40 protein-coding genes are annotated in these 24,643 nt (G+C 44.1%); 6 read left to right on the forward strand and 34 right to left on the reverse strand.

Going from position 1 to position 24,643, the window contains the following annotated elements:
- Positions 1-465 precede the first annotated feature (465 nt).
- The 4 genes from L2747_RS20865 to L2747_RS20880 are packed head-to-tail and all read right to left on the reverse strand — an operon-like array spanning position 466 to position 4,075.
- Positions 466-1,062, reverse strand: a complete 597-nt coding sequence (locus L2747_RS20865; protein WP_249000877.1) for a TlpA disulfide reductase family protein — start codon at positions 1,060-1,062, stop codon at positions 466-468.
- Entirely contained in the window at positions 1,059-1,526 is a 468-nt protein-coding gene (gene nrfF / locus L2747_RS20870) for a heme lyase NrfEFG subunit NrfF (RefSeq protein WP_249000887.1), read from the reverse strand. Before nrfF ends, L2747_RS20865 begins: the two co-directional genes overlap by 4 nt.
- Positions 1,527-1,537: 11 nt before the next feature.
- Positions 1,538-2,089: a DsbE family thiol:disulfide interchange protein gene (locus L2747_RS20875; protein WP_220781317.1), complete on the reverse strand. Its 552-nt coding sequence runs from the start codon at positions 2,087-2,089 to the stop codon at positions 1,538-1,540.
- A 15-nt stretch (positions 2,090-2,104) separates the two neighbouring features.
- Positions 2,105-4,075, reverse strand: a complete 1,971-nt coding sequence (locus tag L2747_RS20880; RefSeq protein WP_249000878.1) for a heme lyase CcmF/NrfE family subunit — start codon at positions 4,073-4,075, stop codon at positions 2,105-2,107.
- Positions 4,076-4,506: 431 nt separating this feature from the next.
- On the opposite strand from L2747_RS20880, the gene ccmI reads away from it, so the two are divergent.
- On the forward strand, positions 4,507-5,760 hold the full coding sequence (gene ccmI / locus L2747_RS20885; RefSeq protein ID WP_249000879.1) for a c-type cytochrome biogenesis protein CcmI: 1,254 nt from the start codon (positions 4,507-4,509) through the stop codon (positions 5,758-5,760).
- A 401-nt stretch (positions 5,761-6,161) separates the two neighbouring features.
- Here the strand turns inward: ccmI and L2747_RS20890 are convergent, their stop codons facing one another.
- The gene (locus tag L2747_RS20890; RefSeq protein WP_249000880.1) at positions 6,162-6,455 is read right to left on the reverse strand and encodes a c-type cytochrome; all 294 of its coding nucleotides are present in this window, start codon (positions 6,453-6,455) and stop codon (positions 6,162-6,164) included.
- A gap of 323 nt (positions 6,456-6,778) precedes the next feature.
- Here L2747_RS20890 and ccmA point away from each other — a divergent pair, with 323 nt between their 5' ends.
- From ccmA to ccmE, 5 genes are read left to right on the forward strand one after another with little or no spacing between them, the layout of a single operon-like run.
- Positions 6,779-7,429, forward strand: a complete 651-nt coding sequence (gene ccmA, locus L2747_RS20895; RefSeq protein ID WP_220781321.1) for a cytochrome c biogenesis heme-transporting ATPase CcmA — start codon at positions 6,779-6,781, stop codon at positions 7,427-7,429.
- Positions 7,430-7,438: 9 nt separating this feature from the next.
- Entirely contained in the window at positions 7,439-8,125 is a 687-nt protein-coding gene (gene ccmB / locus L2747_RS20900) for a heme exporter protein CcmB (protein ID WP_249000881.1), read from the forward strand.
- Position 8,126: 1 nt separating this feature from the next.
- Positions 8,127-8,873: a heme ABC transporter permease CcmC gene (gene ccmC, locus L2747_RS20905; protein ID WP_249000882.1), complete on the forward strand. Its 747-nt coding sequence runs from the start codon at positions 8,127-8,129 to the stop codon at positions 8,871-8,873.
- Positions 8,873-9,070 (forward strand): heme exporter protein CcmD, encoded by a 198-nt coding sequence (gene ccmD, locus L2747_RS20910; RefSeq protein WP_249000883.1) that lies wholly within the window; start codon positions 8,873-8,875, stop codon positions 9,068-9,070. Before ccmC ends, ccmD begins: the two co-directional genes overlap by 1 nt.
- Positions 9,070-9,558, forward strand: coding sequence for a cytochrome c maturation protein CcmE (gene ccmE, locus L2747_RS20915; protein WP_249000884.1), 489 nt, complete (start codon positions 9,070-9,072; stop codon positions 9,556-9,558). The genes ccmD and ccmE overlap by 1 nt, the downstream gene beginning before the upstream one ends.
- Positions 9,559-10,562: 1,004 nt before the next feature.
- Here the strand turns inward: ccmE and rplQ are convergent.
- From rplQ to L2747_RS21060, 29 genes are all read right to left on the reverse strand, one after another.
- Positions 10,563-10,955: a 50S ribosomal protein L17 gene (gene rplQ / locus L2747_RS20920; RefSeq protein ID WP_012153479.1), complete on the reverse strand. Its 393-nt coding sequence runs from the start codon at positions 10,953-10,955 to the stop codon at positions 10,563-10,565.
- A 39-nt stretch (positions 10,956-10,994) separates the two neighbouring features.
- Positions 10,995-11,984, reverse strand: a complete 990-nt coding sequence (locus L2747_RS20925; protein WP_028767958.1) for a DNA-directed RNA polymerase subunit alpha — start codon at positions 11,982-11,984, stop codon at positions 10,995-10,997.
- Between the two features lie 24 nt (positions 11,985-12,008).
- Positions 12,009-12,629: a 30S ribosomal protein S4 gene (rpsD, locus tag L2747_RS20930; protein ID WP_220781326.1), complete on the reverse strand. Its 621-nt coding sequence runs from the start codon at positions 12,627-12,629 to the stop codon at positions 12,009-12,011.
- A gap of 35 nt (positions 12,630-12,664) precedes the next feature.
- On the reverse strand, positions 12,665-13,057 hold the full coding sequence (gene rpsK, locus L2747_RS20935) for a 30S ribosomal protein S11 (RefSeq protein WP_012153476.1): 393 nt from the start codon (positions 13,055-13,057) through the stop codon (positions 12,665-12,667).
- Positions 13,058-13,071: 14 nt separating this feature from the next.
- Positions 13,072-13,428, reverse strand: coding sequence for a 30S ribosomal protein S13 (rpsM, locus tag L2747_RS20940; protein WP_012153475.1), 357 nt, complete (start codon positions 13,426-13,428; stop codon positions 13,072-13,074).
- Positions 13,429-13,540: 112 nt separating this feature from the next.
- On the reverse strand, positions 13,541-13,654 hold the full coding sequence (rpmJ, locus tag L2747_RS20945) for a 50S ribosomal protein L36 (RefSeq protein ID WP_006083579.1): 114 nt from the start codon (positions 13,652-13,654) through the stop codon (positions 13,541-13,543).
- A 23-nt stretch (positions 13,655-13,677) separates the two neighbouring features.
- Complete coding sequence (gene secY / locus L2747_RS20950; RefSeq protein WP_012153474.1) at positions 13,678-15,018, reverse strand: preprotein translocase subunit SecY; 1,341 nt, start codon at positions 15,016-15,018, stop codon at positions 13,678-13,680.
- 7 nt (positions 15,019-15,025) lie between these two features.
- Positions 15,026-15,460: a 50S ribosomal protein L15 gene (gene rplO / locus L2747_RS20955; RefSeq protein WP_202723793.1), complete on the reverse strand. Its 435-nt coding sequence runs from the start codon at positions 15,458-15,460 to the stop codon at positions 15,026-15,028.
- A 1-nt stretch (position 15,461) separates the two neighbouring features.
- Positions 15,462-15,647 carry a 50S ribosomal protein L30 gene (gene rpmD, locus L2747_RS20960; protein WP_020912153.1) on the reverse strand — a complete coding sequence of 62 codons (186 nt, stop codon included), beginning with the start codon at positions 15,645-15,647 and terminating at the stop codon, positions 15,462-15,464.
- A 6-nt stretch (positions 15,648-15,653) separates the two neighbouring features.
- The gene (gene rpsE / locus L2747_RS20965; RefSeq protein ID WP_012153471.1) at positions 15,654-16,160 is read right to left on the reverse strand and encodes a 30S ribosomal protein S5; all 507 of its coding nucleotides are present in this window, start codon (positions 16,158-16,160) and stop codon (positions 15,654-15,656) included.
- Positions 16,161-16,173: 13 nt separating this feature from the next.
- The gene (gene rplR, locus L2747_RS20970; protein WP_012153470.1) at positions 16,174-16,524 is read right to left on the reverse strand and encodes a 50S ribosomal protein L18; all 351 of its coding nucleotides are present in this window, start codon (positions 16,522-16,524) and stop codon (positions 16,174-16,176) included.
- Positions 16,525-16,535: 11 nt separating this feature from the next.
- Positions 16,536-17,066, reverse strand: coding sequence for a 50S ribosomal protein L6 (rplF, locus tag L2747_RS20975; RefSeq protein WP_249000885.1), 531 nt, complete (start codon positions 17,064-17,066; stop codon positions 16,536-16,538).
- 10 nt (positions 17,067-17,076) lie between these two features.
- On the reverse strand, positions 17,077-17,469 hold the full coding sequence (gene rpsH, locus L2747_RS20980) for a 30S ribosomal protein S8 (protein WP_220781329.1): 393 nt from the start codon (positions 17,467-17,469) through the stop codon (positions 17,077-17,079).
- Positions 17,470-17,493: 24 nt separating this feature from the next.
- Positions 17,494-17,799 (reverse strand): 30S ribosomal protein S14, encoded by a 306-nt coding sequence (gene rpsN / locus L2747_RS20985; RefSeq protein WP_012153467.1) that lies wholly within the window; start codon positions 17,797-17,799, stop codon positions 17,494-17,496.
- A 10-nt stretch (positions 17,800-17,809) separates the two neighbouring features.
- On the reverse strand, positions 17,810-18,349 hold the full coding sequence (gene rplE, locus L2747_RS20990; RefSeq protein ID WP_249000886.1) for a 50S ribosomal protein L5: 540 nt from the start codon (positions 18,347-18,349) through the stop codon (positions 17,810-17,812).
- A gap of 13 nt (positions 18,350-18,362) precedes the next feature.
- A complete protein-coding gene (rplX, locus tag L2747_RS20995) occupies positions 18,363-18,677 on the reverse strand; it encodes a 50S ribosomal protein L24 (protein ID WP_012153465.1) in 315 nt (104 codons plus the stop codon).
- A gap of 11 nt (positions 18,678-18,688) precedes the next feature.
- Positions 18,689-19,057: a 50S ribosomal protein L14 gene (gene rplN, locus L2747_RS21000; protein ID WP_011863976.1), complete on the reverse strand. Its 369-nt coding sequence runs from the start codon at positions 19,055-19,057 to the stop codon at positions 18,689-18,691.
- Between the two features lie 179 nt (positions 19,058-19,236).
- Positions 19,237-19,485 carry a 30S ribosomal protein S17 gene (gene rpsQ / locus L2747_RS21005; protein ID WP_012153464.1) on the reverse strand — a complete coding sequence of 83 codons (249 nt, stop codon included), beginning with the start codon at positions 19,483-19,485 and terminating at the stop codon, positions 19,237-19,239.
- Complete coding sequence (rpmC, locus tag L2747_RS21010) at positions 19,485-19,676, reverse strand: 50S ribosomal protein L29 (RefSeq protein ID WP_012144642.1); 192 nt, start codon at positions 19,674-19,676, stop codon at positions 19,485-19,487. Before rpmC ends, rpsQ begins: the two co-directional genes overlap by 1 nt.
- On the reverse strand, positions 19,676-20,086 hold the full coding sequence (rplP, locus tag L2747_RS21015) for a 50S ribosomal protein L16 (protein ID WP_012279176.1): 411 nt from the start codon (positions 20,084-20,086) through the stop codon (positions 19,676-19,678). Before rplP ends, rpmC begins: the two co-directional genes overlap by 1 nt.
- Before the next feature lie 11 nt (positions 20,087-20,097).
- On the reverse strand, positions 20,098-20,787 hold the full coding sequence (gene rpsC, locus L2747_RS21020; RefSeq protein ID WP_012153461.1) for a 30S ribosomal protein S3: 690 nt from the start codon (positions 20,785-20,787) through the stop codon (positions 20,098-20,100).
- A gap of 9 nt (positions 20,788-20,796) precedes the next feature.
- Positions 20,797-21,129, reverse strand: coding sequence for a 50S ribosomal protein L22 (gene rplV / locus L2747_RS21025; RefSeq protein ID WP_012144645.1), 333 nt, complete (start codon positions 21,127-21,129; stop codon positions 20,797-20,799).
- Between the two features lie 15 nt (positions 21,130-21,144).
- Positions 21,145-21,423: a 30S ribosomal protein S19 gene (rpsS, locus tag L2747_RS21030; protein WP_011863970.1), complete on the reverse strand. Its 279-nt coding sequence runs from the start codon at positions 21,421-21,423 to the stop codon at positions 21,145-21,147.
- 11 nt (positions 21,424-21,434) lie between these two features.
- Positions 21,435-22,262 carry a 50S ribosomal protein L2 gene (gene rplB / locus L2747_RS21035; protein ID WP_220781331.1) on the reverse strand — a complete coding sequence of 276 codons (828 nt, stop codon included), beginning with the start codon at positions 22,260-22,262 and terminating at the stop codon, positions 21,435-21,437.
- A gap of 17 nt (positions 22,263-22,279) precedes the next feature.
- Positions 22,280-22,582, reverse strand: a complete 303-nt coding sequence (rplW, locus tag L2747_RS21040; protein ID WP_202723802.1) for a 50S ribosomal protein L23 — start codon at positions 22,580-22,582, stop codon at positions 22,280-22,282.
- Positions 22,579-23,184, reverse strand: a complete 606-nt coding sequence (gene rplD, locus L2747_RS21045; RefSeq protein WP_012153458.1) for a 50S ribosomal protein L4 — start codon at positions 23,182-23,184, stop codon at positions 22,579-22,581. Before rplD ends, rplW begins: the two co-directional genes overlap by 4 nt.
- A 17-nt stretch (positions 23,185-23,201) precedes the next feature.
- The gene (rplC, locus tag L2747_RS21050; protein ID WP_220765522.1) at positions 23,202-23,840 is read right to left on the reverse strand and encodes a 50S ribosomal protein L3; all 639 of its coding nucleotides are present in this window, start codon (positions 23,838-23,840) and stop codon (positions 23,202-23,204) included.
- Between the two features lie 29 nt (positions 23,841-23,869).
- Positions 23,870-24,181, reverse strand: coding sequence for a 30S ribosomal protein S10 (gene rpsJ / locus L2747_RS21055; protein WP_005503530.1), 312 nt, complete (start codon positions 24,179-24,181; stop codon positions 23,870-23,872).
- Between the two features lie 360 nt (positions 24,182-24,541).
- On the reverse strand, positions 24,542-24,643 hold a 102-nt coding region (locus L2747_RS21060; protein WP_487250653.1), incomplete at its 5' end, for an EF-Tu C-terminal domain-related protein.

Consider the following 24,643-nt stretch of genomic DNA (forward strand, 5'->3'; position numbering starts at 1 on the left):
CTGTGAGTGTCCACACAGATTTGCTTGTCATATTGTTAAAGAGCGTGAAGTCGTCTTTCAGACTTCGCCTTAGACGCTTAGGTCGTTTGGCTGAGGAGGCGTATTCTACACGTCCTAGTGTCGGCGTCAAGCGCTTATTTTAAGAAGCTTTTCAAGCGATGATTATTTGTTCACTCTCGTGTAAACAACCATCTAATTGAGCTTCTAAAGCGATTGTCACCTGAGACTAATTTCAGTAGAAGTTAATCTCTCTAACTCTGCTGCAAGTCCCATTCTATCTAGCTTAACGCTTGGTAGGTGGCCTGCTGTGCCGTGTCAGTGGATGCGCATTATAGGGAGTTATCAGAGCAGCGCAAGGGCCATTTTCAATAAAATTAGCGTTTTCGAATCAAACGAATAGTTATCAAACGATACGTACAAAAAAGGGGCTAAAAGCCCCTTTTTTAAGTATAAATGCTGTTCTCTCTAGTCAGCTTGGTCACTCACTTGCTCTGCTTCTGCAGTTTGAGCAAGGAAACCTTTTATAAGTGTTACCGCTTTATCGTCATCCCAATCTACAAAGGTACGAACAAAGGCAATTAACTCTCCTTCTCTATTAAGAATGAAAGTTGCTGGAATGGTATCTAATGGGAATACCTGACCAAGTTTTTGCTCTTTATCGTAATAAGTATTGAAGTTTTCCATACCTAATGACTTTAGGAATGGCTCTACCTGCTTATTACCTTCTAGATCGATAGATACTGGTAATACTTCAAACTCATCCGATCCGATCTTAGCAGAGAAGCGACTGATCGCCGGCAACTCTCTTACACATGGAGGACACCAAGTGGCCCACATGTTTACCATGATCACTTTGCCTTTATATTGGCTAAAGTCTACAGCACCACCTTTACTATCTTTAAAGGGTACAGCTTCGATCGGAAATGGCTTTGGAAGAACACTAATAAGATCGACACTAGACTGAACTTGTGTCTTTTCTTGCTTTTCCATTCCTGGATAAGCTTGCGCGCCACCAGCAAACAACATAGTTGCTGCAATCAGGCCCACTAAAGTTGATCTCATTTTGCGTCTCTCTTTAAAAGACGATCCAATTCTTGCTGATCTTCATTACTCAGATCTTGGTTATTCGCCTCAACAATACGCTGTTTACGAATAAAGAAGAACCCAATCACACCACCAAATAGCAATAACGCAAATGGTCCTAACCAAAGAACGTAAGTCTTTGCTTCCATTCTTGGTTTATATAGAACGAATTCACCGTAACGGCTCGTCATAAATTCAACAATTTCGTTATCAGCCTTACCTTCATCTACCATCTGGTACACTTCAAGACGTAAGTCTTGAGCAACTGGAGAGTTAGAGTCAATTAGGTTTTGGTTCTGACATTGTGGACAACGTAGAGAGTGAGCTAGCTCTAGCGCACGCTTTTGGTTATCAACAGACTTAAACTGATAAGTATCTACTGGTGTCGCATTAGCAAAAAATGCCATGCTTATTAGTAAAACTGCTGCAGTGAAGCCTTTCATTAGCGAATGAATCATGATGCACCGTCCTTAGCTGCTTCAGCTTGTAGCTGTTGCACCATTGGATAAAGGGTTTCTTTCCATACATTACGATCGATAGGACCCGCATAACGGTAACGAATGACCCCTTTATGATCGACAAGGAAGCTTTCTGGCGCGCCATAAACCCCTAAATCTAAACCAAGACGTCCGTCATGATCGAAAATATTGATCGCGTAAGGGTTACCTTCGCGACTCAACTCTCGGATCGCCAACGCTCGTTCATCACGATAGTTAATACCATAAATCGGTAAAATATCTTTACGCGCTAGTGTCATTAGGAATGGATGCTCATACTTACATGAAGGACACCAAGTCGCCCACACGTTAAGTAAACCAACCTTACCTTTCAGTGTTTCATTAGTCACGGTATCCCCTGACTCCAACACTTCTAACTGGAAAGCCGGGATTGGCTTTCCTTCTAACGCTGAATCGAGTTTTTGAGGGTTAAGGAAGAGTCCCTTATAAAGGAACACTCCCATACCTAAAAACACGACAAGTGGAATAAATAATACTAGCTTTTTCATACTGAGCTATTCCAATTAAGCCGTTGCTAACTTACTAGTCGCTTTCTTTACAGTGCTTACAGCTTTAGCGCGGTAACGCTTGTCTGAAGCAGCGAAGAAGCCACCAACCATCATGAAAATAGAACCGAACCAAATCCAGCGAACGAAAGGCTTGTAGTTAATACGTACAGCATATTCTGTACGACTAATTGGGTCGCCCATTGTTACGTAAAGGTCTCGGAATAGACCCCAATCGATGCCCGCTTCAGTCATGTCCATTGTGCGAACATTGTACTGACGACGATCAGGTCTTAGTAAGGTAACATAATCATCACCTTCGTAAACTTCAATTTGACCTTGCTGTGCAGTGTAGTTAGGACCTACTACGTTTTTAGTTTCAACATAGTTAAAGGTATAACCTGCTAGCTCATGAGAGATACCAGGGCCCATACGGACACTCTTCTCTAGTGAGTAGTTAGACACCATAGTGGCACCAACAACTGAAACTGCGATACCTAAGTGAGCGATAATCATGCCTAATTGGCTACGACCCAAACGCGTCATATCGACAGTGCCATCTTTAGTCTTAACGATATTGTAAGCGGCGCGGAATGTCATCAAAGTGACCCAAACCGCAGTACCGATACCAAAGACAACCCAAACGTTAAACTCACCACCAGCCAGAAACGGTGCAGCTAAACCAACAACCGTAGCGATTACAGCAGGAACAATAAGCTGACGCTTTAGTTCACCGGCTTTAGACTTCTTCCAGCGAATGATTGGGCCTACACCCATAAAGCCAAATAGTACTAGAACAATAGGAACGAATACTGCGTTAAAGTATGGAGGTCCTACAGAAATCTTACCCATGCCTAAAGCATCGATTAGAAGTGGGTATAAAGTACCTAGCAATACTGTGCCACACGCAACTGTTAGTAACAGGTTACATACAAGCAGCATGGTCTCTTTCGACTTAAGCTCAAAACGAGCTGGACTACTCATCTCACTCGCTCTAAAGGCGAACAAGGTTAGAGAGCCACCAATCGCTAAACCGAGAAGCAATAGAATAAACATACCACGACTAGGGTCCGCCGCGAATGAGTGCACTGATGTTAGTACACCAGAACGTACGATAAAGGTACCCAACAAACTTAGTGAGAATGCAAAGATTGACAGTAATACAGTCCAATTACGGAACGCACCACGTTTTTCAGTCACAATTAATGAGTGAACAAGTGCAGTACCGATCAACCAAGGCATAAATGAAGCGTTTTCTACTGGATCCCAGAACCACCAGCCACCCCAGCCTAATTCGTAATATGCCCACCAAGAACCTAATGAGATACCACCAGTTAGGAATACCCAAGCTGCTAATGTCCAAGGACGGCTCCAACGAGCCCACGCAGAGTCAAGGCGACCACTCATCAATGCAGCGATAGCAAATGCAAAGCTTACAGAGAAGCCTACATAGCCTAGGTAAAGCATTGGAGGGTGGAAAATCAAACCAACGTCTTGCAACATTGGGTTAAGATCTCGGCCTTCCATAGGAACAGGGAATAGACGCTCAAAAGGACTAGAGGTAAGCACCATGAATAAAGTGAAGCCAATTAGAATCATAGCCAATACTGCAAGAACTCGCGCAGTAAAGACTTCTTCTAATCCCTTACTAAAAAGTGCAACTGAAGCTGCCCATGCTGCTAATGAGAATACCCAAAATAGCAAAGAGCCTTCGTGACCACCCCATACCGCGGCAATCTTAAAGAAGATTGGCAATTCAGAGTTAGAGTGATGTGCGACATAAGCAACAGAGAAGTCATCAACCGCAAAGCTATAACCTAGCGCGACAACAGATAAGAAAATAAAGAAGAACATACCGTAACTAAGTGGCCAAGCATAGCGCACTAGGTATTGGTCTTTACGAGCTACACCTACTAAAGGGACGATGGCTAACAGCATGGCAAAAGCCAGGCCGATAATCAGCGAAAAGTGTCCTAATTCTGGGATCATGGGTTTTCCTCAGTCCTAAATCATGCATGGTTAAGCGTTCACTTAATCATTACATACGTGTTTGCAGTTAACACTACTAAAAGGTACAAATTTTAGCTCAGTTTAGTATTTGCTATTGTTAATGTCTGCCTATTTCGTACAAATATGGGTGACTTGTCGCATTCTTCACCTATCTTATTAACAAACACACATAAACAATTGCACGTCACATTTCGCTAAAAACTGAGCAAATTTGGCGAAATTTTAAAGTCTGACTGACAAAGTTCCCGTTAGTTTCAAGAAAATTTACAAATAGAATCAATCTGTGAACAAGTACTCAACTATGACCTTTTAAGGTTATATTACTGTTCAATGAATAATCTTTACGTATAATCTTATACCTAGTTCAGCGGTGAATCCGCTTTTTCGCAAACGAAAGTGAAATAGACATAATGACCACATTCTGGATTTTAATAGCCTCATTTCTGTTGGTCAGCCTAGCGCTGATTTGGGTCCCACACTTCCGCCAGCAGCGTATGCTCAGAGCTGAAGAAGCGGGTGTTCGTAAAGATACCAACCTTGAATTATTTAATGAACGTCTCTCGGTTTTAGAGAAAGAACTGCAGGAAGATCTACTTGATCAACCTGAATTCGATGCTCTAAAAAAAGAGCTTGAGATCAGCTTATTGCAAGATATGAAGCAAGGTGATGATGAATCACTTGTTAATAAGCTAAAGCCTAAAAGCATAATGTGGCCATCAGTTATGTCTGTTGTTGTTATTGGTATCTGTGGTTACATGTACTCAACTTTGGGTGCATATAAGAACCTTGACCAACCAATGACAGCCAATGATCCTCATGCAGGGCAAACAACTGAACAGATCATGTCTCAGCGTGTTGCCATGATGGAAGCCCAAGCTCAAGCTGAACCAGAAAACAGCCAGATTTGGTTTAACCTAGGTCACGCTTATATTTCAGCAAATCGTTACGATGACGCCATCAAAGCATTCGATAAGACAATGGAGCTTGTAGGTGTTCACGCTGAGCTACTTGGTCCAAAGGCGACAGCGCTTTACTACCGTTCAAACCAACAGATGACCCCTGCGGTTCAGGCTCTTGTAGATCAATCTTTAGCACTTGACGCTGAAGATCCATCTACATTACTGCTAGTTGGTATGGATTCATTCTTTACTGCTGACTACCCAAAAGCAATCGACGCATGGCAGTTGATTCTTGATAGCGACCGTACCGATGTCGATCGCGGCGCAATCATGAACGCAATCAATAGCGCTAAGATGAGAATGGGTTCTGATGGTGCAATGCCTAACGATGATGCTCATAAGAATGTTAAGCCTAAGGCGACAGCCAAAACAGTTACTGTAGAAGTATCTATTTCTCCAGAGTTGCAAGCTAAAGTGGCTAGCACTGATATGCTATTCATCTTTGCACGCTCAACTGAAGGTCCAAAAGTACCTCTAGCTGCTACTAAAATTTCTGCTGAGTCATTGCCAGTAACTATCACTTTAGATGACAGCACCAACATGGGTGGCAACGTTAAACTAAGTGATGCAGATTCTGTTGAAGTTATTGCGATCTTATCTAAGCATGGTAGCGTGAGAGCACAAACTGGCGACATTCAAGGTACGCTAGCTATGGTTAAAGTTGGTGATACTGGCCAGCTGATACTAGATACTCAAGTGCAGTAATCCAATCCCAATTTAAAAAACCGGCTTTAGCCGGTTTTTTTATGTCTCAAATAAAAGTAAAAGTGTCGTCGTTTTTAACTATGAGATTACTTACTCCGAAGCTAAAGCAAATGGTTTGCGAAGTGAGATGGTTCAGGCTTTACCTAACATGACATCAAAATGAGCTAGTCACAGAATTGAAGCTAACTAGAGAAGCAAATCTGAATAAAAAATACAGTCACAATCGATACAACAATTAATCAAATCAAGTGACACAAAGACATGCCTTTACTCTCTTTCTCTCATATGCTCCTGACGCAATAGCTAGTAAGCGATTTCCGCTACAATGCAAACCTATACTTAAATTCCGGATACAAAAAAACCGACATTCGTCGGTTTTTGATACTGCGAAAAAGTAATAATTACTTAGACATGTACTCGATTGCATTCTTGTAATCGTCATCAGTACAATCAGTACACATACCACCTGGTGGCATAGCGTTAAGGCCTGACTTAACAGAAGAGACTAAAGCGTCCATACCTTTACCTAGACGTGGTTCCCACGCAGCTGCATCATGTGATTTTGGCGCACCGGCAACACCCATGCTGTGACATACTTGGCATGCCTTGTCATATACGGCCTTACCATCTTGAGCAAATGCGCTTGTAGACAGAGTCAAAGCTGCAGCTGCAGTCAGTACTAACAATTTTTTCATCTTATACGTTCCTAATGCAAATTCTAACAGAGCTCACGCTGCCCTTTTTAGGTTGGCAGACTTATTCTTATAACGGCACTAGGTTACTACAAAGTTCAACAAATCACATCTTTTTGTGATATTAATCGCGATAAATGCTGTTTCACAAGACATAGTTCGCAAAAACGTTAATATATTAGCAAATGTTTAAAAAGTTCATAGAAAATACATAATATTCGAACTACATCAAATTGCTGACACTTAGCACTAAGCAAGACTAAACGCTTGAAAGTGTATGTGTTAGTATCACTTGTGTTTTCATACAGCTTGATATAGAGGGCTCAGTGGTAAAAGAATCAAAAGCAACAACACTGGTATCAGCTAATAACTTAACTTGCATAAGGGAAGAACGCATTTTATTTGATGAGCTTAGCTTCGATATAACCGAAGGTGAGATTGTTCAAATTGAAGGCCCAAATGGTGCAGGTAAAACAAGTCTTTTGCGGATTATCGCTGGTTTATCTCGCCCATATGCAGGGCAAATCAACTTCAAAGGTGAAGACATTAACCGTTGTCGCGACGAGTACAATGACGAATTGTTGTACCTAGGACACCTTGCAGGTGTTAAAAGCGAGTTAACGGCTGAAGAAAATCTTAACTTCAATTTAAGGATCAGTGGGTATGATGATTTCGATGCCCGTGAGATCCTTGCAAAAGTCAATCTCTCAGGTTTTGAAGAAGCGCTCGCAGGGCACCTATCAGCAGGTCAGCACAGACGAACAGCCTTAGCTAGACTTTGGCATACAAACTGTAAGATATGGTTGTTAGATGAGCCGTTTACGGCTATCGACAAGAAAGGCGTAGAAGAACTTGAACATCTGTTTTTAGCCCATGCAAAACGCGGCGGCTGCGTAATATTAACCACACACCAAGATATGGGTGTGATTGGCGATGATATTTTACGTAAGATCCGTCTCGACTATCGCTTTGTATAAGGTTTAGCAATGAACAAAGGCATCAGTTATACCAAAGCATTTAGCACACTGTTAAAGCGCGACTTGCAAATCGCTGTGCGTCATCGTGGCGATATTTTTAACCCATTACTGTTTTTTGTTTTAGTCGTTACACTATTCCCTTTGGGAATAGGCCCTGAGCCGCAAGTATTAACACGCGTAGCACCAGGAATTATCTGGGTAGCAGCACTATTAGCATCAATGCTATCGCTTGAACGTCTATTTAAAGCTGATTACGCAGATGGTAGCTTAGAGCAAATGCTATTAAGCCCTCAGCCACTGCCGCTAATGGTATTAGCTAAGGTATTAGCACATTGGATATTAACAGGCGTACCTTTGATATTGGTCGCGCCGCTACTTGCAGTATTGTTGCACCTAGATGGCAATAGTTACGGAGCCTTAATTGCCACACTAGCATTAGGAACTCCTGTGCTCAGTTTACTTGGCGCAATTGGTGTTGCACTGACAGTTGGATTACGCAAAGGTGGCGTGCTGTTAAGCCTATTGATTTTACCTTTGTATATCCCAGTTTTAATTTTTGCTACTAGCGCGATTGACGCTGCTGGTATGAATTTACCTTATGATGGTCAACTTGCGATTATTGGCGCAATGTTGGTCGGTTCATTAACGTTAGCACCATTTGCAATTGGTGCATCCTTACGAGTGAGTACTAACTAAAATGTGGAAATGGTTACATTCATACGCGGATCCTGAACGCGCCTACAAACTCTCAGGCACCCTGCTCCCTTGGTTTGCTATGTTAGCAATATCAATGATTGGCATTGGCACGGTATGGGGCTTAGTGTTTGCTCCAACTGATTACCAGCAAGGTGACAGTTACCGAATTATCTTTATCCACGTGCCTGCGGCTTCTATGTCTATGGCAGCATACATGGCCATGGCAACCTCTTCATTTATCGGTTTAGTTTGGCAAATCAAATCTGCAGACTGGGCTGCTGCAGCTATCGCACCTATTGGCGCAGTCATTACCTTTATTGCCTTGATTACTGGTGCAACATGGGGCAAGCCAATGTGGGGCACATGGTGGGTTTGGGATGCACGCTTAACGTCTGAACTAGTGCTACTATTCTTATACCTAGGAGTTATCTCTCTTTATGCTTCGTTTGAAGATAAAGTCTTGGCAGCAAGAGCTGCAGGTATCCTAGCGATCGTTGGTGTAATTAACATTCCAATTATTAAATACTCTGTAGATTGGTGGAGCTCGTTACATCAGCCATCAACAATTAAGATTACTGAAGAGTCTTCTATGCCTACAGAAATGTTATATCCACTACTAATTAATATAGTTGGCTTCGGTGTAATGATTGGTGCTATTACATTAGTGAGATTTAGATCAGAAATTTTGGCACGAAATGGCATGCGTCCATGGGTTCGTGAACTTGCTAAAGCAGAAGGGGTCAAATAATGCAGTTCGACTCAATTAGTGAATTTATCAATATGGGCGGCTACGCATTCTATGTATGGCTTGCTTACGGTGTCACTTTTTTCTCGCTAGGCACATTAGTGATCCTAAGCGTTAGACAGAAACGTAAGGTGTTAGTAGAGATCGCGAAAAAGATGCAACGCGAAGAACGCCTAAAAGAAACTCGGAGTACAAAATAGTGAACCCAAGACGAAAGAAACGCCTTACCCTTGCTGTAGCCCTAATTGGTGGTGTAGCAGCTATCGCTTCTTTGCTTCTATATGCTTTGAATTCGAACTTAAACCTGTTCTTTACCCCTACAGAGATTGTACAAGGTAAAAAAGACACCGGCGTTATGCCAGAAATCGGCCAACGCATTCGTGTCGGTGGCATGGTTACGGTAGGTTCTATGGTTCGAGATCCAGAAAGTCTGCATGTTGAATTTGCCGTACATGACGCTGCAGGCGGCGAGATCATCGTTACTTATGACGACCTATTACCAGACCTATTCCGTGAAGGCCAAGGTATTGTAGCTCAAGGTGTGTTAGCTAAGCCAGGCGTTCTAGAAGCGACTGAAGTACTAGCAAAACATGATGAAAACTACATGCCGCCAGAAGTAGCTGAAGCTATGGGCCAGTCTCATGAAAAGCTAGACTATAACCAAGATCAAAAGTCATCTGGCTACTAAGCTAGGCTGAAAAACGTTTTAATCAAAAGCCCTCTTTAAGAGGGCTTTTTACTATCTACAGCGTTTAGGTGAAATGTATCGTACACAGACTAATGAACAAACATCTCTACTAAATTGCACCCTCTAGGCTAATCCAGCGTACCATATCAGTGAAATGTCGAGTTTCAACCTAAATACTTGTTTAGTCGTCGAAAGCCTCTTATAGCCGTATATAGAGCTATCTAGCCAATCCTCCTAGTATAAGCTATGAGAAACTTGGTCGACAGCTATCACTTATCAAATGATAGCCATTAAACGCCAACTATTATCCCCCATTGATTGTCATATATAGATTCAAGCTAAATAACAAATAACTCTCACATTTCCTTATCTAAAGCATCAAGTTTATCGAGGTTGTGCATGAGTCCCTTAAGAGATCTTATAGTGCGGCACCGAAGGGGAGACTCAACAGCTCATCGATTTAATAAAAACTGTATCACTGTATACCTTTAGCGAAGTCATGCGTGTATAGAAACATTAAATCAGTAAAGCAAACCTATCCATCAAGCAGACAGAGCCAATTTATAGGCTCTGCGTAACGACTCAATCTCCTTTTAGCTACTAGAAGATTAAAAAACTTTAGCAAGAAGCGTCCTAAAAACTAGCCCAAAGCTAACCGGACTTTCTGGACGTATAGAATAATTCAGAATCTACTATCTTCCGAATTCCGAACACTCGAATGCAGATGAACTAAAGAAACCGCCTCCTAAAAGTGTGCCGAACATATACAAAGCGAGGCATAGTTAAACCAACACACAAAAGTTAAATAGAGTGCAGTGTTCTATATGACAAAGAATAATAGCTAGGTGTTATAGCTCCCCTTAGCGACTAATTTTGACGAGGCTAGGGTTACTGCTTAACAGAGACTAAAAGTAGGAGGTTCGATAATAATTAACTCGATTTTGATAAACGGCAGGCATAAAAAAGGCCGAACTAATGTTCGGCCTTTTAAAACTAAGACTTATTTACTCTGCAGTGTCTTCAACAGCTTCAGCTGCTTCTGGACGACCTACTAGTTCAATGTACGCCATTGGCGCTTTGTCACCAGTACGTAGACCGCACTTAAGAATACGGGTATATCCACCAGGACGTTCCTGGAAACGTGGACCCAATTCAGTAAATAACTTACCTACGACTTCAGCGTCGCGAGTACGAGCAAATGCCAAACGGCGGTTTGCAACGCTATCACTCTTAGCAAGTGTTATTAGAGGTTCAACTACGCGACGCAGTTCTTTCGCTTTAGCTACAGTAGTTTTGATCACTTCGTGACGAACTATTGAGCATGCCATGTTACGGAACATAGCTTGGCGATGACTGCTGTTACGGTTTAGTTGACGACCACTCTTACGATGGCGCATGACCTAATCCTTATTACCTATATCTGTACTAATCTGGACTTAAAGGTCGTCTGCTAAACTAGCTGGAGGCCAGTTTTCCAGACGCATACCTAACGACAGTCCGCGAGACGCTAACACATCCTTAATTTCAGTAAGAGATTTCTTACCTAGGTTAGGAGTCTTAAGCAGCTCAACTTCAGTGCGTTGTACCAGATCGCCGATGTAATGAATCGCTTCAGCCTTCAAACAGTTGGCTGAACGTACAGTTAGCTCTAAATCGTCGACAGGACGCAACAATATCGGATCGAACTCCGGCTTCTCTTCTACTGGTGCAGTCTCAGTCACATCACGTAACTCAACAAACGCATCTAACTGTTCTGCTAGAATTGTCGCTGAACGACGGATAGCTTCCTCAGGATCAATAGTACCGTTAGTGGTCATATCGATAACGAGTTTGTCTAAGTCTGTACGCTGTTCAACACGAGCAGCTTCTACATTGTATGCAATGCGAGCAACTGGTGAGAACGAAGAATCAACCAACAAACGGCCGATAGGGCGATCATCGTCTTCAGTTTGTGCACGGGCAGAAGCCGGTACATAACCACGACCACGCTCTACGCGGATACGCATGCTGACGTCATTATTACCTGTCAAGTGACAGATAACATGGTCAGGATTCATGATAGTAACATCACCATCATGCGTGATATCTGCTGCAGTAACAGGGCCTGCGCCTGACTTACTTAGCGTAAGCATAGCTTCGTCTTTCCCTTCGATAACTACAGCTAAACCTTTAAGGTTTAATAGTATCTCAAGGATATCCTCTTGCACGCCTTCCTTGCTACTGTATTCATGCAGTACACCATCGATCTCTACTTCGGTAACCGCGCAGCCTGGCATAGACGACAATAGGATACGACGCAACGCGTTACCTAGAGTATGACCAAAACCACGCTCTAGCGGCTCCAGTGTAACCTTGGCACGTGTTGGATTAACCTGCTCGATATCAACGAGACGCGGTTTAAGAAATTCTGTAACAGAACCCTGCATTGTGTCCTCTCTTTTGTTTTAACTTTACTTAGAGTAAAGTTCGACGATCAGCTGTTCGTTAATTTCCGCAGACAAATCACTACGCTCAGGAACACGCTTAAAAGCACCTTCCATCTTAGTGTTGTCAACTTCAACCCATGTTGGCTTTTCGCGTTGAGCCGACACTTCTAAAGCCGCTTTAATACGAGCTTGAGTGCGAGACTTTTCACGAACGCTCACTACATCATTCGCAGACACTTTGAATGATGGAATGTTAACGACGCTACCATTAACCATAATTGACTTATGGCTAACTAGCTGACGTGATTCAGCGCGTGTTGCACCAAAGCCCATGCGATAAACAACGTTATCTAGACGGGTTTCTAAAAGAGTAAGTAGGTTTTCACCAGTGTTACCTTTAGTACGTGCAGCATCTTTGTAGTAGTTACGGAATTGCTTTTCTAGCACACCATAAATACGACGAACTTTTTGTTTCTCGCGTAGCTGAACACCATACTCAGACAGACGGGTCTTACGAGCGCCGTGTTGTCCAGGTGCAGTTTCAAGCTTACACTTCGAATCGATTGCTCTCACGCCGCTCTTTAGGAAAAGGTCTGTACCTTCTCTGCGGCTGAGCTTGAGCTTTGGACCCAAGTATCTTGCCATGTTCTTTCTCCAACTATCCTATTAAAAACGACGAATTAAACGCGACGTTTCTTAGGAGGACGACAACCATTATGAGGGATAGGCGTCACATCGGTAATGTTAGTAATCTTGTAACCAACCGAATTTAGTGCACGAATCGCTGATTCGCGTCCTGGACCTGGACCCTTCACAAAAACTTCTAGGTTTTTAACACCGTAGTCCTGAGCAGCAGTACCTGCGCGCTCAGCAGCAACCTGTGCAGCAAATGGGGTAGATTTACGTGAACCACGGAAACCTGAACCACCAGAAGTTGCCCAAGATAGTGCGTTACCTTGACGATCTGTAATGGTAATAATTGTGTTGTTGAAAGACGCATGGATATGCGCCATACCATCAGCAACCTGTTTACGTACACGCTTACGCGGAGAACGTGACGGAACTTTAGCCATTTTGGTTTACCCCGTTACTTTCTAATTGGTTTACGTGGACCTTTACGCGTACGCGCATTGGTCTTAGTACGTTGCCCACGAAGGGGAAGGCTACGACGATGGCGAAGGCCACGGTAACAACCAAGGTCCATAAGACGCTTGATGTTCATGGAAACTTCACGACGTAAATCACCTTCTACAATGTAGTTGGCAACTTCTTCGCGTAGAGTATCAATTTGAGCTTCGCTCAATTCCTTGATCTTAGCATCTTCAGCAATTGAAGTAGCCGCGCAAATAGCTTGTGCGCGAGTACGACCGATGCCGTAGATAGCAGTCAATGCAATGACTGTATGCTTTTGATCAGGAATGTTAATGCCAGCGATACGGGCCACTATGCACTCCTTAAGTTAAAGGTCATCTGTGAAAAGCCCGGTAGGATACTCGACAGACGACAATTTAGCAAATAATATTTTGACCAGCCCGGACTGGGCTGGTCAATTTTTTTTAGCCTTGACGCTGTTTGTGTTTAGGTTCAACACAAATCACACGTACAACGCCACTACGCTTTACGATCTTGCAGTTACGGCAGATCTTCTTCACGGAAGCTCGAACTTTCATTTCATCACTCCGAGATTACTAGCTTAGCGACCAAAGCGATCTAAATTCGCTTTGTTTACCAAGTTAGCTTTCTTCATTACAGACTCATACTGATGAGACATCATATGGGTCTGAACCTGAGCCATGAAGTCCATGATTACGACTACCATAATTAGTAGTGAAGTACCGCCAAAATAGAACTGTACTTTCCACGCAATTAACATGAACTCCGGAATTAAGCAGATAAAGGTAATATACAACGCGCCTGCTAATGTCAAGCGAGTCATAACTTTATCAATGTAACGCGAAGTCTGTTCTCCAGGACGAATCCCGGGAATAAACGCACCACTCTTCTTCAGGTTGTCAGCTGTTTCGCGAGGGTTAAACACCAACGCAGTATAGAAGAAACAGAAGAAAATAATCGCTGTTGCATATAATAATGAGTACAGCGGTTGTCCTGGTGACACAGCTAGTGAAAAATCACTTAACCATGACATGGACTCATTTTGACCAAACCACTGAGCCAGTGTGCCTGGGAACAAAATGATGCTGGACGCAAAAATAGGCGGGATTACACCAGCCATATTAATCTTAAGTGGTAAATGAGTACTTTGCGCTGCAAACACCTTACGGCCCTGCTGGCGCTTAGCATAGTTAACAACGATACGACGTTGTCCACGCTCAACGAATACCACGAAATAAGTGACAGCGAAAACAATCACTGCCAGCAACAACAATACTAGTACATTCAAGTCGCCTTGACGCGCCTGCTCGGCTGTTTGGCCGATAGCAGATGGCAGACCAGCAACAATACCTGCGAAAATAAGAATCGAGATACCGTTACCTATGCCTCTTTCGGTAATTTGCTCACCTAGCCACATTAGGAACATTGTTCCTGTCACTAAGCTCACAACTGCAACGAAGTAGAAACTAAATCCTAGGTTAACAACTAACCCTGGAACTAGATTCGGTAAACCTGTTGCAATACCGATTGCCTGGAACGTACCCAGGACCAATGTGCCGTATCGAGTATATTGACTGATTTTCTTACGTCCCGACTCGCCTTCTTTTTTCAATTCAGCTAGTGCAGGATGTACCACAGTCAACAACTGCATAATGATCGATGCCGAAATATACGGCATGATACCTAATGCAAAGATAGAGGCACGTTCAAGGGCACCACCAGAGAACATGTTAAACATGCCTAGGATGGTCCCCTTTTGCTGATTAAACAGCTCTGCTAGTACAGCAGCGTCAATACCAGGAATTGGTACAAACGAACCGGCTCTAAAGACGATAATTGCACCAATCACGAACAGGAGACGAGTTTTCAATTCTGATAAACCGCCTTTCGCGCTTTTTAAATCAAGTCCTGGTTTTGCCATCGACGTATTATTCCTCGATCTTGCCACCGGCAGCTTCAATAGCTGCACGTGCACCTTTGGTTACCTTCAGACCTTTAACGGTCACTGGGCGCTCAATGGTACCTGAAAGAACGATTTTAGCAAACTGTATGTTGCGAGTAACTAGATTCGCATCTTTCAGCGCATTTAGGTCGATAACATCACCGTTAACTTTAGCTAATTCGCCAACGCGAATTTCAGCTGATACCAACGCAGTACGCGAGGTAAAACCGAACTTAGGTAGACGGATCTTAAGTGGCATCTGACCACCCTCGAAACCAACGCGAACACCGCCGCCAGAACGAGACTTCTGACCTTTGTGACCACGACCTGCAGTTTTACCAAGGCCTGAACCGATACCGCGACCTACACGCTTAGCTGCTGATTTAGCACCTGCAGCAGGTGATAGAGTATTTAGACGCATCTTATACTTCCTCCACCGAAACCATGTAGTAAACCTTGTTAATCATACCGCGAACAGAAGGAGTATCTTCTAGTTCAACAGTGTGATTAATGCGGCGTAGACCTAGACCAGTTAAAGTTGCACGGTGCTTTGGTAAGCGGCCGATTGAACTTTTGGTCTGAGTTACTTTAAGTGTTTTAGTAGCCATGGTGCATTAACCTCGAATTTCAGTAACATTCAGGCCACGCTTAGCTGCGATTTGTGAAGGTGATTTCATATTCACCAACGCATCGACAGTAGCGCGAACGATGTTGATCGGGTTAGTAGAACCGTATGCTTTTGACAGAACGTTATGAACGCCTGCTACTTCCAATACGGCACGCATTGCGCCACCGGCAATAATACCGGTACCGTCAGAGGCTGGTTGCATGTATACACGTGAACCAGTGTGACGACCCTTTACAGGGTGGTGCAAAGTACCATTGTTCAATTCTACGTTTACAATGTTACGGCGAGCCTTTTCCATTGCTTTTTGAATTGCTGCTGGTACTTCACGCGCTTTACCATAGCCATAGCCAACTTTACCGTTACCATCACCCACTACTGTTAGTGCAGTGAAGCTAAAGATACGTCCGCCTTTAACTACTTTAGAAACACGATTAACTGCAACTAACTTCTCTTGCAGATCGTCTTTTTGCTGTTGAGCTTCAAATTTAGCCATTTTTCATCATTCCTTAGAACTTGAGGCCAGCTTCACGAGCAGCGTCTGCTAATGCAGCAACGCGACCGTGATACTTGAAGCCGGAACGATCGAATGCAACTACAGCTACGCCTTTTTCGATAGCGCGCTCAGCAACGGTTTTACCCACTACTTTAGCTGCATCTACGTTACCTGTGTACTTTAGCTGCTCTGTTACTGCTTTTTCAGCAGTAGAAGCTGCCGCCAACACTACGTTTTCAGGGCTAATGACCTGAGCGTAAGTGTGACGTGGTGTACGATGTACAACCAGACGATTAACGCCCAGCTCTTGGATCTTCTTACGGGCACGTAGAGCGCGGCGTAAGCGAGATGTTTTCTTATCCATATCGTATTACCTTACTTCTTCTTAGCCTCTTTACGGCGTACTTGTTCGTCAGCATAGCGAACACCTTTACCTTTGTAAGGCTCTGGTGGACGGTAACCGCGAATCTCAGCTGCAACCTGTCCGATCAACTGCTTATCAGTACCAGTAAGTACGATTTCAGTTTGTGATGGACATTCAGCTGTAACGCCGTCTGGAAGTTTGTGAACCAAAGGATGTGAGAAACCTAAAGTTAGATCGATATCTTTACCGGCAAGTTTTGCACGGTAACCAACACCAACTAACTGAAGCTTCTTAACAAAACCTTCAGAAACACCAACAACCATGTTGTTGATTAATGCACGAGCTGTACCAGCTTGAGCAGCGGTTTTAGCGCTTTCAACTGGTGAACACTTGATTTCATTGTCTTCAACAACAACAGAAACGTCAGAGTTAATAACTCGAGTCAAACTACCTTTAGTACCTTTTACGGTGATAGTTTGTTCGTTTAAAGTCACTTCTACGCCTGCAGGGATAGCGACTGGTGCTTTTGCGACACGAGACATTGCTAGCTCCTTATGCTACGTAGCAGATAACTTCCCCACCCATGCCATTTTGGCGGGCAGTACGATCAGTCATCAAACCTTTAGAAGTGGACACGATAGCGACACCCAGTCCGCCCATAACCTTTGGTAGTTCGTTTTTACCTTTGTAAATACGAAGACCAGGACGGCTAACGCGCTGGATAGTCTCAACGACTGGCTGACCTTGGAAATACTTTAAAGTGATTTCCAATTCAGGCTTGGCTTCATCTGCTACGGCGTAGTCAGTGATGTAACCTTCTTCTTTAAGCATTTTCGCGATAGCGATTTTAAGCTTAGCAGAAGGCATCTTCACAGATACGTGTTTAGCAGCTTGGCCGTTACGAATACGTGTTAACATATCCGCAATAGGATCTTGCATGCTCATATTAGCTTACTCCGTGACAAGTGCTTACCAGCTGGCCTTGCGAAGACCAGGAACTTCACCGCGCATAGTTGCTTCACGTAATTTAATACGGCTAAGGCCGAATTTACGTAGGAAACCATGTGGGCGACCAGTTTGACTACAACGATTACGCTGACGCGCTGCGCTAGAGTCACGTGGTAGAGCTTGTAACTTAAGTACTGCATCCCAACGATCATCATCAGATGTAGTTGGACTGCTAATGATAGCTTTAAGTGCAGCGCGCTTTTCAGCGAACTTAGCTACGAGCTGTGCACGTTTTGCTTCACGTGCTTTCATTGAACTTTTTGCCATTACGCTACCCTTATTTCTTGAATGGGAAGTTAAAGCCTTCGAGCAAAGCTCGGCCTTCTTCATCATTCGTCGCAGAAGTAGTGATTACAATATCCATACCGCGGATCTTATCGATTTTATCGTATTGGATCTCTGGGAAGATAATTTGCTCACGTACGCCCATCGCATAGTTACCACGGCCGTCGAACGACTTAGCGCTCAAACCACGGAAGTCACGGATACGCGGGATTGCGATATCAACTAAACGCTCTAAGAATTCCCACATACGCTCACCGCGCAGTGTAACCTTACAGCCGATTGGGTAGCCTTCACGGATTTTAAAACCAGCAACTGACTTACGAGCTACAGTCACTACTGGCTTTTGACCAGCGATAGCAGTCATGTCACGAAGCGCGTGCTCCATAACTTTCTTATCTGCTACTGCTTCGCCAACACCCATATTAAGGGTGATCTTTTCAATCCGAGGGACTTGCATGACACTGGTAAAACCGAACTTTTTAGCAAGTTCAGGACTAACAGTCTCTTTGTATTTATCATGCAGTTTCGCCATCGTTTACTCCAAATTACTTAACGAGTTCACTGTTCGACTTAAAGAAACGAACTTTTTTGCCGTCTTCAAATCGGAAACCAACGCGATCAGCTTTGCCAGTGGCAGAGTTGAAAATCGCTACGTTTGATGCTTGTATAGGTGCTTCTTGCTCAACAATACCGCCAGCTACGCCCAATTGTGGGTTTGGCTTTTGGTGTTTCTTAACAAGGTTGATACCTTCTACAATTAATTTACCAGTTGGAAGAACCTGAGAAACCTTACCGCGTTTACCCTGGTCTTTACCTGCTAGTACAATTACTTCGTCTTGACGACGTATTTTAGCTGCCATTTTGAAGCTCCTTACAGTACTTCTGGTGCCAATGACACAATCTTCATAAACTGCTCAGTACGCAGTTCACGTGTCACAGGTCCAAAGATACGAGTACCAATCGGTGCAAGGTTTGCGTTAAGCAATACCGCTGCGTTCCGATCGAAGCGAATGACAGAACCGTCTGGACGACGTACGCCTTTCTTAGTACGGACTACCACCGCGTTATATACATCACCTTTCTTCGCTTTACCGCGAGGAATAGCTTCTTTAACAGAAACCTTGATGACGTCGCCGATACCGGCATAACGACGATGAGAGCCACCCAAGACCTTAATACACTGAACTCTACGAGCGCCACTATTACAGGCGACTTCTAGAGTCGATTGCATTTGGATCATTTTAAGTGCTCCGCTATCGTTACTTACAATCCCACAAAGGGGCTACATTTCACTCAAATTTCGACTTTAATTTAGTCAAATTTGGCGCGCAAGTGTAACACCTAAAAATAGGAATAGATAGTACTAAAAATAAAAACGGCCCCAACTTTAGGAGCCGTTTGCTTAAATACCTAATAAGCTTAGGCTTTTGTTACTACTTCAACCAGAGTCCAAGACTTAGTCTTAGACAGCGGACGGCATTCGCGAATAGTCACGATATCGCCAGCATTACACTGATTTTGTTCGTCATGTGCATGGATCTTAGTAGTACGCTTGATAAACTTACCGTATAAAGGGTGTTTTACCTTACGTTCAATAGCTACAGTGATAGACTTGTCCATCTTGTCGCTAAGTACTCGACCTTGCAAAGTACGGATAGTATCAGACATTATGCACCCGCCTTAGAAGTAATAATGGTCTTAACGCGCGCAATGTTGCGACGCACGATTTTAAGCTGATGAGTCTGAGTCAACTGACCAGTGGCGTGTTGCATACGCAGATTAAACTGCTCACGCAGCAGACCAAGCAGTTCAGCGTTCAATTCTTCAACGCTCTTTTCTGTTAGTTCGCTCGCTTTCATTACATCACCGTCTTAGTTACGAAGGTAGTCTTTAGAGGTAGTTTAGCAGCAGCTAAAGTGAAAGCTTCGCGAGCTAACTCTTCAGATACACCATTCATCTCATAAAGAACCTTACCTGGTTGAATCTGGCAAACCCAGTATTCAACGTTACCCTTACCTTTACCCATACGCACTTCTAGAGGCTTAGAGGTAATCGGCTTGTCAGGGAATACGCGGATCCAGATCTGACCTTGACGCTTAATGTGACGTGTCATAGCACGACGCGCAGCTTCAATTTGACGAGCAGTTAGACGACCACGTCCAACAGCTTTCAAACCGAATTCACCGAAGCTAACTTCAGTGCCGTTCGCTAGACCACGGTTGCGGCCTTTGAACATTTTGCGAAACTTCATTCTTTTTGGTTGCAGCATTGCCAGCTCTCCTATTTACCGCGAGGCTTACGCTTCGGCTGCTGTTTCGGCTCTTCGTGCTGAGGTAGAACGCCGTCTAGAACTTCGCCTTTGAAGACCCAAACTTTAACGCCAATCACACCGTATTGAGTGTGACTCTCAGAAGTAGAATAGTCGATATCAGCACGCAGTGTATGCAAAGGTACACGACCTTCACGATACCACTCTGAACGCGCAATCTCAGCGCCGCCTAGACGGCCACTCACTTCAACTTTGATACCCTTAGCACCAAGACGCATAGCATTTTGAACTGCGCGCTTCATAGCACGACGGAACATAACACGACGCTCTAGCTGCGAAGCGATGCCATCGGCAACAAGCTTAGCATCTAGCTCTGGCTTACGGATTTCAGCGATGTTGATTTGAGCTGGAATACCAGTCAGCTTAGCAACTGCGTTGCGTAGCTTCTCAACGTCTTCGCCTTTCTTACCAATCACAACACCTGGACGGGCTGTGTGGATAGTAACGCGAACACTCTTAGCTGGACGCTCGATAACAATCTTAGAAACTGATGCTTGCTTAAGTTTCTTTTCAAGAAACTTACGCACTTCCCAGTCACTGCTCAAGTTATTGGCATAGTCTGACTTGTCAGCGTACCAGGTCGAGATCCAAGGCTTAGTGATACCCAGACGGATACCATTAGGATGTACTTTCTGTCCCATTGCTAACTCCTAGCGATCTGACACAACCACAGTAATGTGGCTGGTGCGCTTGATTATACGATCAGCACGGCCTTTGGCACGTGGCATGATACGCTTCATAGTTGGACCTTCATCGATCATAATCGCTCCAACTCTTAGTTCGTCAATGTCAGCACCTTCATTGTGCTCAGCATTAGCGATTGCAGAGTCCAGTACTTTCTTAACAAGTACTGCAGCTTTCTTAGGGCTGAAAGTTAGAATTTCGAGAGCCTTAGCAACAGGCAGTCCACGGATTTGATCTGCAACCAAACGACACTTTTGAGGCGACGTACGGGCAAAACGATGTTTAGCTAAAACTTCCATCTTATGTCTCCCGTATTAACGCTTCTTCGCTTTCTTATCTGCAGCATGGCCGCGATAAGTGCGAGTTGGTGAAAATTCACCAAGCTTGTGGCCGATCATTTCGTCAGTTACGAACACAGGTACGTGCTGACGACCATTATGGACAGCGATGGTCATTCCAATCATGTTAGGAATGATCATAGAGCGGCGAGACCAAGTCTTAATAGGCTTCTTGTCTCCAGCTTCCATCGCTTTCTCTACCTTCTTCAGCAAGTGTAGGTCAATGAATGGACCTTTCTTGAGAGAACGTGGCATGGCGAATCCTCTTACTTTTTATTGCGACGACGTACGATGTACTTGTCGGTGCGTTTATTACTACGAGTCTTGTAACCCTTAGTAGGTTGACCCCATGGAGATACAGGGTGACGGCCACCAGAAGTACGGCCTTCACCACCACCATGTGGGTGATCTACTGGGTTCATTGCAACACCACGAACTGTTGGGCGTACGCCTCTCCAGCGCTTAGCACCTGCTTTACCTAACTGGCGTAGCATGTGCTCGGAATTACCAACTTCACCCAATGTCGCGCGGCAATCAACCGGCACTTTACGCATTTCGCCAGAGCGAAGACGTAGAGTGGCGTATGCGCCGTCACGAGCAATAACTTGTACATAAGCACCAGCTGAACGCGCGATCTGAGCACCTTTACCAGGCTTCATTTCGACTGCGTGCACTACGCTACCCACAGGGATATTACGTAGAGGCATTGCGTTACCGCTCTTGATCTCTGCATCGATACCAGACTGGATCTTATCACCAGCTTGCATGCCTTTAGCTGCAAGGATATAACGACGCTCACCGTCAGCGTAAAGTACCAATGCGATGTTAGCTGTACGGTTTGGATCATATTCCAAACGTTCAACCTTCGCAGGGATACCGTCTTTGTTACGCTTAAAGTCGATTAGACGATAATGTTGCTTATGACCACCACCAACGTGGCGGACAGTGATACGACCAGTATTGTTACGGCCACCACTTTTTGATTTTTTCGCCAACAGGCCTGCAAAAGGTTTACCCTTATGCAAATCGCTGTTCACCACTTTAACTACGTGGCGACGACCTGGAGAGGTTGGCTTACACTTAATAACTGCCATGATAATTCTCCTAATGCTTACTCAGCGCCGCCGACGAAATCGATGTCAGCACCAGCAGCTAAGGTAACATAAGCTTTTTTCCAATCGCTACGACGGCCAGTACGGGCACCGTGACGCTTAGTTTTGCCTTTGTTAACCAAAGTACGAACTGTATCAACTTCAACTTCAAATAGCTGTGCTACTGCAGCTTTAACTTCAGCTTTAGTTGCATCGATAGCTACACGGAATACTACCGTGTTGTTATTTTCTGCATTCACAGTGCTCTTCTCAGAGATGTGTGGTGCAAGAATAACTTTTAGCAAACGTTCTTGGCTTATCATCCCAGCATCTCCTCGATTTGCTTAATAGCTTCAGCAGTAACTAGTACTTTGTTGAAAGCGATTAGACTTACTGGATCGATACCAGCAACGTCACGTACGTCAACTTTGTACAGGTTACGAGCAGCTAAGAACAAGTTCTCGTCAACTTCTGGAGTAACAATCAACACGTCTTCAAGTTGCATTTCGTTTAGTTTAGCTTTCAGCTCTTTAGTTTTAGGAGCTTCAACACCGAACGACTCAACAACGATAAGACGGTCTTGACGTACCAATTCAGAGAAAATGCTTTTCAGCGCTCCGCGGTACATCTTTTTGTTAACTTTTTGGCTATGATCTTGTGTTTTAGCAGCGAAAGTTACGCCACCGCCACGCCAGATTGGGCCTTTAACAGTACCAGCACGTGCACGGCCAGTACCTTTTTGGCGCCAAGGCTTTTTGCCTGAGCCAGTTACTTCTGCGCGAGTCTTTTGAGCACGAGTGCCCTGACGCGCGTTTGCAGCGTAAGCTACAACTACCTGATGAACCAGTGCTTCATTAAAGTCACGGCCAAAGGTAGCTTCGGAAACTTCAAGAGCACTCTGTGCGTCTTTCAATACCAATTCCATTACTATCTCCTCAGACCTTAAGCTTTAACAGCTGGTTTGATGATCAGGTCGCCATTAGTAGCGCCTGGAACTGCACCCTTAACCAAAAGCAGGTTACGTTCAGCATCTACACGAATTACTTCTAGATTCTGTGTCGTAACACGCTCTGCACCCATGTGGCCAGACATTTTCTTACCTTTGAAAACGCGACCAGGTGTTTGGTTTTGACCAATAGAACCGTTAGCTCTATGTGCCAGTGAGTTACCATGTGTTGCATCTTGAGTACGGAAGTTCCAACGCTTAATACCGCCTTGGAAGCCCTTACCTTTTGATTGACCAGTAACATCAACTTTCGCTATGTCAGCGAAGATATCTACATTAAGCTCAGCACCAACTTCGATGCCCTCGCCTTCACCATCTGCCAAACGCATTTCCCATAAACCACGACCGGCTTCAACGCCTGCCTTAGCAAAGTGACCTGCTTCTGGTTTAGTGATGCGATTAGCTTTTTTGGTACCAGTAGTAACTTGAAGTGCACGGTAACCATCTGTATCCAAAGTTCTCACTTGGGTTACACGGTTAGCAGCAATTTCAATTACTGTTACAGGTACCGACGCGCCATCTTCATTGAAGATGCGAGTCATACCTACTTTACGACCGATAAGACCGATAGCCATCTCTCAAACCTCTTCTAACTGGATTTCAATTAACCCAAGCTAATCTGAACGTCAACACCAGCCGCAAGATCTAAACGCATAAGTGCGTCTACAGTCTTTTCAGTCGGCTCTACGATGTCAACAAGACGCTTGTGAGTACGTAGTTCGTACTGATCACGTGCATCTTTATTAACGTGTGGAGAAGTCAAAATGGTATAACGTTCTTTACGCGTTGGTAGTGGAATTGGACCACGAACCTGCGCGCCGGTACGCTTAGCAGTTTCAACGATTTCCGCAGTAGACTGATCAATCAAACGATGATCAAATCCTTTTAGGCGGATACGGATTCTTTGGTTCTGCATTGACCAGAGCTCCTAAAATGTACACAAAAAAATCACCCTCAAGCAACTTTCCTTAGAGGAAAAGCCGAGTGAAATGATTTAGCCGTTCGACTCACAATCGGAGTCGCTGTTTTTTTACGTCAAACCCTAAGGCAGACCAATTAAATCGCCTAATGGTTAAGGCGAGGGGCTATTATACTGATTTAAACGTTCAGATCAAGCCCGTTGTTTGAAATACCGTCAAATTAACCGTTTTCAACAAAGTGGCGTCATTATACACAGTCAGATCCGGAATACCAGCCCTACCCTCACTTTTCTTTAGGCATTAAAAAAGGCAGCCTAAGCTGCCTTTTTCAGTATCGAGTTAAGACCCGTTGCTAATTAAGCAACGATCTCAGCTACAACACCAGCACCAACTGTACGGCCACCTTCACGGATAGCGAAGCGTAAACCTTCGTCCATCGCGATTGGGCAGATTAGAGT

The organism is Shewanella marinintestina (assembly GCF_023283845.1).
Lineage (GTDB): Bacteria > Pseudomonadota > Gammaproteobacteria > Enterobacterales > Shewanellaceae > Shewanella > Shewanella marinintestina.